This window comes from Burkholderia sp. Ac-20392, assembly GCF_017104585.1.
Taxonomy (GTDB): Bacteria; Pseudomonadota; Gammaproteobacteria; order Burkholderiales; family Burkholderiaceae; genus Burkholderia; species Burkholderia lata.
On record NZ_JAAGPB010000569.1, the window covers coordinates 1 to 5053 of the forward strand.

The 5053-nt window shown below is 67.6% G+C and carries 5 protein-coding genes and 1 pseudogene; 5 read left to right on the forward strand and 1 reads right to left on the reverse strand.

Annotation, left to right across the window (positions count from 1 at the left end; genetic code table 11):
• From G3N99_RS34645 to G3N99_RS34660, 4 genes and pseudogenes are all read left to right on the forward strand, one after another.
• Positions 1–301: pseudogene (locus tag G3N99_RS34645) on the forward strand (2-dehydro-3-deoxygalactonokinase); the annotation flags it as partial.
• A 2-nt stretch (positions 302–303) separates the two neighbouring features.
• Positions 304–2088: a hypothetical protein gene (locus G3N99_RS34650; RefSeq protein ID WP_206124620.1), complete on the forward strand. Its 1785-nt coding sequence runs from the start codon at positions 304–306 to the stop codon at positions 2086–2088.
• Between the two features lie 161 nt (positions 2089–2249).
• Entirely contained in the window at positions 2250–2729 is a 480-nt protein-coding gene (locus G3N99_RS34655) for a universal stress protein (RefSeq protein WP_206124621.1), read from the forward strand.
• A 15-nt stretch (positions 2730–2744) separates the two neighbouring features.
• Positions 2745–2936, forward strand: a complete 192-nt coding sequence (locus tag G3N99_RS34660) for a DUF2964 family protein (protein WP_174932689.1) — start codon at positions 2745–2747, stop codon at positions 2934–2936.
• A gap of 103 nt (positions 2937–3039) precedes the next feature.
• Here G3N99_RS34660 and G3N99_RS34665 read toward each other — a convergent pair whose 3' ends face one another.
• Positions 3040–4224, reverse strand: coding sequence for a tetratricopeptide repeat protein (locus G3N99_RS34665; RefSeq protein WP_241012011.1), 1185 nt, complete (start codon positions 4222–4224; stop codon positions 3040–3042).
• Positions 4225–4525: 301 nt separating this feature from the next.
• Here G3N99_RS34665 and G3N99_RS34670 point away from each other — a divergent pair.
• The coding region (locus G3N99_RS34670) for a phage integrase family protein (protein WP_277396477.1) at positions 4526–5053 on the forward strand (528 nt) is incomplete at its 3' end.

Here is a 5053-nt window from a genome sequence, read left to right on the forward strand (position 1 = left end):
GCCGGGCGGTGCGGCCCGCGATCAGGCGCTGCGACCGATGTTGATCGGCGACGCCGCGTTGTGCGCGCGTTACCGGCATGCGGCATCGCTGTTCGGCTGGCCGCCCGTCGACACGATCGACGGTGCGGCGGCAGCCGGCCTGTGGGTGCTGGCCGAGCGGGCAGGGCTGCTGCCCGCGGCAAGCGAGGAGGGGGCGCCGGTTCGTCTCGACGAACCGGCTGCCGGAATGAGCGGCCGGCATCAGGATCGACCTGCGGTCGACTCGATGCCGGATCACGAATGCCAAATTTCGGGAGACTGACCTTGAAACACTGGAAGATTGTCGCAGCGCCGTTGATCGGCGCGCTCGCAGCATGCGGTGGTGGAGAATCGGCGGACGGCGTCGCGGCCGGGCAGCAGTTGGCTGCTTCGCCCGCGGCTGCGGCCGAAAGGACGGCCGATGACGTGCCCGGCACGCTGTATGTCGACTGCTCGCTCGGCTCGAACGGAACGGGATCGCCCGCGACGCTCGGCTCCACCGCGAATCCGATCCACGATCTCGCGACGTTGAACCGGATCGTGCTCACCCCCGGCATGCATGTGCGCTTCAAGCGCGGCACGACCTGCGACGGCAGCTTTACGCCCGCACCGGGCAGTACCGGCGCGGTCGGTGCGCCGATCGTCGTCGACGCGTACGGCGACCCGAAGGCGCCGCGCCCCGTGATCGCGGCCGGCTGCACCGACGCGACGGCCGACCCCGACCAGTCGATCACCGAGCAGCACAAGACGTCGAGCGGGTTCAGCGGCTATTACTCGCTGTGCAAGTCGGACAACCCGACCGTGAACCGCGCGGCCATCTCCCTCTACAACACCCAGTACTGGGAAATCCGCTCGCTCGAGCTGACCAACGATGCGACCACGCCCGGCGGGCGTCTCGGGCTGTACGTGCGGCTCGAGGATTACGGCACGGGCAGTCACTATCACGTCGACGACGTGTACGTGCATCACGTGCGCGGCTATCTGAAGGACGTCGCGAGCAATACGGTCGGTTCGTACAAGACGACCGGCGGGATGCTGTTCGAGGTGACTCGCGACAACGAAATCGTCGGCACGAAGGAGAAGCGCACCGGCTTCGACGACATCGCGGTCGAGAACAGCGAGATCTACAACGTCGACGCGGTGGCGCTGTCGACCCGATCCGCGTGGATGTGCCGGGAAGGCGGCGCGCCGTGCGGCGACTATCCGCCGTACAAGGGCAATTCGGCCTACCTCACGAATCCGGCCACGCAGGCAGCGACGGACTATTTCCCGATGACGCGCGTCGTGTTCCGCAACAACCTGATCCACAACGTCGGCGGCGACGGCATCATCGTCCGCACGGCCACCGCGCCGCAGGTCGAGGCGAATCACCTGTACGACGTCTGGATGCGGGCGCCGGGCAACAGCGCCGGTGCCTGGGCGATCAACACCGACGATGCGCTGTTCCGCTACAACGAAGTCAACGGCGTGCGGCTGCAGAACAATATCGAGGCCGGCGACGGGATGGCGTTCGACGCCGATCTCGGTACGCGCAACACGCGCGTGGCCGCGAACTTCAGCCACGACAACGATGGCGGGCTGATGCTGTTCTGCGGATGCGGTTCCGACGGACTGGGCCACGTCGCGCAGGAAACCGGCGCGATCGTCGAGAACAACCTGAGCCTGAACGACAAGCGGCGGATCGTGTCGGCCGCGGGCTCGGCCGATTCCGTCGTGCGCGACAACGTCGTGATTACGCGCACGCCGGGCCTGGTCACGCCGATCGTCGAGAACCTCAGCTACGCGAACGCATTCCAGGTGACGGGCAACCGGTTCTACAACGCATCGGACAGCGGCGCGATCTTCCGGACGAAGAACGCGCAAGGCAGTTACGCGAACATCGTGTGGAGCGGCAACACGTACTTTGGCTATGCGGCGGATCCGGAATTCACCGGGCCGAACTATCGTCACGGCGCCCAGCCCGATACGGTGCTGCCGTTCGCGGGCCAGGACGTGGACGCGGTCGCCGGCGCGTGGCTGCGGGACAGCGGGTTCGACAAGCACAAGTACCGCGCACCGCACGCACGATGACGTCAAGGCGCCGGCGCGGGGCGGCGCCCTGCGTCGGCGGGTCGCAGCCTGGATGCCGGCGCGACTTGATCGCCATCAACATTCGAACCCGTCATCCGCCGATGATGGTGACAAGGCCGCGCGCGATCAGACGCTCGGCAACTCACCCCAGCGAGGTTCGTATGTACGAGAAGATCATGGTGGCCGTCGACGGCAGCGCTTCATCGAAACAGGCGCTTGCCGAGGCAGTGAAGGTCGCGCTGGCGGGCGACGCACGCGTCAGCGTCGTGTATGTGGTGGACAAGTCGGTGCTGTTTACTTACGCGGGCCGTTTCGATCCGCACGCGCTGGTCGAGGAAATTCGCGACGACGGGCGCAAGGTGTTGCGCGAAGCCGAGCAGATCATCGCGCTGGCCGGTGCGAAGGGCGAGGCCGAGCTCGTCGAGACCGAAAGCATCGGCGAGGATATCGCGGAGCGCCTGCAGCGCTACGTGAAGGAATGCGGGATTGACCTCGCGGTGGTCGGCACGCACGGGCGGCGCGGTATTCGGCGCGTATTGCTCGGCAGCGTGGCCGAGCGTTTCGTGCGCGGCTCGAAGTGCCCGGTGCTGCTGATTCGCGGCGACGATGATGACGTCGCGGCTGCCGCTGCGGCTGCTTAACGCGGCGGGCGCGGGATGATACGTCGCCAGTACCGGATCGTCGTCGCGGCGATCGCCGTGTTCGTGTCGCTCGCGGGCATGATGGCCGTCGTGTCGGGGTTGCTGTTCGACAACGCGATGGCGCTGCGCGGCGGCGCGATCGCGCTGGTCGTCGGCGTGGCGGGCTTTGTCGTGATGCTCAACCCGGGCGCGAAAGGCGAGGAGTGATGCGGGCGGCCCCGCACGGCTTCCTGCGTTCGACCGTGCCGGAGGCAGCCGGCCACCGCTGCCCGCATGACCGGCGACAACCGCGGCTGCGCCGTTGCTCCACTTACTCGCTGGCGGTACCCGGCGCCTTCGTGCCGTCCTGCCCGATCTGAATCGCCAGCCGCTTCAACGTTTCCGCCAGCTCCCCGTTCTTCGGGTGAACCTTCCGCGCCTGCGCGAACACATCGCGCGCTTCATCCTGGCGGCCCAGTTTCCACAGCACTTCGCCCTTGTGCGTCAGCCCGGTCGCATAGGCTTCGCTTGCGTCCTTGTCCGTGTCGCCGTCCTTCGCGAAGATCGCGATCGAGCGGTCGAACCACGTGAGCGCTTCGTCGTTGCGGCCGAGGCGATACAGCGCCCAGCCCTTGCTGTCGAGCGCATACGCGTCGTTCGGCGATTCCGTGAGATGCGTGTCGATCATCGCGAGCCCGCGCTCGACTGCGACGCCGGCGTCGGCGAGCCGGTAGCCGATGTCGTTCAGGCGATCGTCGGGAATCCTGTCGAGATCGAGCGCGGCGGCCACGCGCCCCTCGTCGTGTTCGGCGATCGCGAGCGACAGCAGCTTGGCAACGATCTGCTGCCGCAATTCGCTGCTGATCCGGTTGCCGTTGGCGACCAGGCTGCCGAGGTATTGCGTGTACAGGTCAGGCGCGCCCGGGGTGTTCGCGCCGTTCGCGATGGTCAAGCCCGGGCCTGCGCACCAGTCGGTGTCGGCCGACCCGGCCAGCGTGCCGGCGTAAAGATTGACGTTTCGCGGCGTGTGCGATTGCGCGTAGTAGGTGTAGCCGTTCGCATCGGAATAGCCGCACGCCAGATATTCGTTCTCCACGTCCAGCACGTACGGGAAATGGCCGATCGGTGCCGAGCCGCCCGGCTCGACCAGCCGGAACGATTCGCCCAGCTCGCCGTCGCCGACGATCGGGTTGAACACCCATTGCTTCTCCGGATGCAGCTTCGGCAGCCGGACCCGGGCGGTGCGCCCGGCCGCGTCGGTCGTGCCGAAGATCACGCTGTCATGCTCTTCAGGCTTGACGGGCAGCCCCGCGATGACCTGACCGGGCAGGAACAGCCGGTAGCGCGCATACGGCAGCGGCTGGTGCGTGGCGGGGTCGCGCAGCACGAACTGGTGAACGTAAGCGCCTTTTCCGAACGACGCCGTCGGCGCGACGTAGGTGCGCGCGTAGGCGGCGGGCAGGGCGGTGCAGCTCAAGGCCGCGGCAACGAGCGCGGCGAGAAGGCGGGATGTCATGAATTTGCGGTTCTTGTTGGTAAAGGTGTTATTGACCGACGGCCGGAAATGCATTGAACGAACCGCGCGACCGTCGATATTCCGATGCAGATACCGATATGGATGGTTGGATCGTCCAGTGCAATTCAATGCGGATCTCGCCCGCCGCAATGTGATGCGGGGAAGCGGTGAGCGGATCACGCAGGAATGCAGTGCGGAGCATAACAGGCCGTGTCGGACGTCTCGCTCGTGCACGCGTATCTCGCCGGAAACGCCACGCACGCCGTATCCGGCCACGCGCGCTTCTGTCAAACTTGCGCCCATGAACCCGCGCCTAGCCTCACCGCTTTCCTCCGATTCCCCACCTGCGCCCGCAGGCTTTCCCGACGCCGACGAACTGGCCGCGCTGCGTGCGTGGTACGCGGGCATGACCGTGCGTCAGGCCGTCGAGCGCTACCTGCCCGACCGGCTAGGCGAAGGGCGTTCGGCGCGTGGCGTGATCGGCGGCATCCGGCGCCGCCTCGTGCGCGTCGCGCGACAGGTCGGCCGGCTCGATCTTGCGGAGCGGCTCGGTCATCCTGACGGCGAGCGTATGCGGGAGGCGAAGGCGGCCGCCGAAGCGATCGGCCTGCTGCGTCATGCACGCGCGCCGGTCCCGCAGATCAGCGACGACGTCGGCCAGTGGCTGCCTGCGCGCGCGGTCGTCGCGCTGCGCAAGCACGGGATCACGACGCTGGCCGACCGCACGGTGCGGAGTCCGCGCCGCCGCCAGGGGTGGCGTGCGAGCGCGGGGCGCGGCGAGAGCGGAAGCGTGGCGTGGAGGGCAAGAGGGCAGAGCGGGGGGGGACGG